Raw genomic sequence first — 1,842 nt, 5'->3', positions numbered from 1 at the left:
TCGGCCCGGTGCAGACTTCGAAGCTGGGCTTGGTGTCGTTGCGCCAGCTTTTGTCCGTCCAGTCTCCCGGAATGGGCGGCATGCAGGCAACCGGATAGTCGGGGAACTGCAAAGCCCACCGCGTTTCGACTTCCTGTGTGGTGTAGCCGAAGGCGAGCGATACATACCCGGCCTTGGGCTTCAGAGCGTTGAGCGATGCGATCAGCTCGCGAGCGCCATCGGCGCTTGCAAGAAGTTCTGCATGGACATGCGGCCAGGTGGCTTCATCGACGGTGATGTTGAGGAAGCCATTCCACTCGCTGTCGTCCGTGTAGCCGGGGAAGATCGTGCCTTCTCCGAAGCTCCACGAAACCTCGCGACGGCCGCCTTTGGTGTTCGACTTCGCGCGCGGCGAAGGCTTGGCCTCGTTTCCGGCCTTGTCGAGCATCAGCACGAGAATGGAAGGGCGATCGGCTTCATCGAGCGGGCGGGAGTCGAGGATATGGCGTCCGCCCCGTCCGATGCCGAAGACGTTGAAGGTCGGCGAATGCCCGCCGCTGGCATTCGGGATAGATGTCCCGGCGTCGTGGTACTGAATGTCGACGAACCCGGCAGGGCTGCGCTCGCGATCGGGCAGGAAACAGAAGGTGACGCGGCGGCCGTCGCTCGTTCTGACGGTGATGGTGTATTCGCCATCGGGGACGTCGATCGGCGTGTGCGGCACGTCGTTGAAGCCAGCGAAGCCAAGCGCAACGGCCTCAGCCTGGGACATGGTGGGATGGTCGTTGGAAGCGGTCATGGCAGTATCCTTTCGCGATCGGTCAGGCGCTGCGGCGCTGGTCGATGAGGTCGGCAAAGCGGTCCCGCACGGCGCGGGCTGTCGGAAAGCGGTTGGCGAGCTGATGGCGCGCGAGGATCGGCGCGCGGGCCTTGGCAATGGCCGCGGCCGCGGACATGGTCGGCAAGCGCGGCGGCCAGCCTTTCACGTAGCGCAGGCCCCCCGGCATCGCGCCCTCGGCCTCGCGCCGTTCCTGGGCATCGATCTTGGCGGCCGCAATGCGGATCTGCAGGTCATGCGGGAGAAGATCCGGCGCGGTATCTGCAAGCCAGCGTGCGGGCTGAAACGAAAAGGTGGACTGCGCCTCGAGGCCGCAAAGGTGGATTAGCGCATCGCGGTTCGCAGGAGCGCTGGCTGAAGCGCGGGCATCGGCGATCGACTGCAGGACGCAGAACCGGCAGGAAAGCCGCGAACTGGAGTAGCGGGTATAGGCTTCGTGGAGCGGGATGCCGAGATGGTCATGGGCCGCGAAGACTTCGGCCGTGGTCCATTCGACGATAGGATGCCAGAGCATCATGCGCGTGCCATGGGCGTTGCCGGCACTGGCGTAGCGCGCGTCGGCCTTCCATTCGGGCGTTTTCGATCGAGCGGTGCTTTCGTCGCGGCGGATGCCAAGCACGTTGATGATGGTTTCGCCGCGTAGGGTGCGCGCCAGGTGCGGCCCGATCACATGGGCCTTGGCCTCGGAGGTACAGAAGCGCAGCGAGGCCGAAGACCACGGCCCGATCAGGTTGTAGGTTTCAAGGGCCTCATATCGGCGCTTGCCGTTCTCGAAGCGCTGCGCCCAGCGGTCAAACAGGTCTCCGGCACCGCGGCGCACGACGCTGAGCGGAAGATCCGCAAGCGCTGCGAGGCGTTCGACCATGGCGGGCGTGCTCTCCCATTCGGCACGGCCGAGGTCGGCATGGATAACCAGGCGGCGGTTTCGGGGATGGCCGAGCCCATCGAGCACGATCGAGACGGCGAACATGGCGGCGGAGGAATCCTTGCCGCCCGAGACGTTGAAGACGATCCAGGCCCCGGCC

Annotated in this window: 2 protein-coding genes; both read right to left on the bottom strand. The window is 65.4% G+C overall.

Annotation, left to right across the window (positions count from 1 at the left end):
• On the bottom strand, window positions 1–778 hold a 778-nt coding region (locus LH128_RS34110; RefSeq protein WP_008833386.1), incomplete at its 3' end, for a hypothetical protein.
• Window positions 779–800: 22 nt separating this feature from the next.
• Window positions 801–1,842: phosphoadenosine phosphosulfate reductase domain-containing protein (locus LH128_RS29590; RefSeq protein WP_008833385.1), on the bottom strand; the 1,042-nt coding region annotated here is incomplete at its 5' end.

The organism is Sphingomonas sp. LH128 (genome assembly GCF_000293195.2).
Taxonomy (GTDB): Bacteria; Pseudomonadota; Alphaproteobacteria; order Sphingomonadales; family Sphingomonadaceae; genus Novosphingobium; species Novosphingobium resinovorum_A.
Note: the sequence above shows the minus strand (reverse complement) of the source record. Positions and strands in the feature narration are given on the sequence as shown.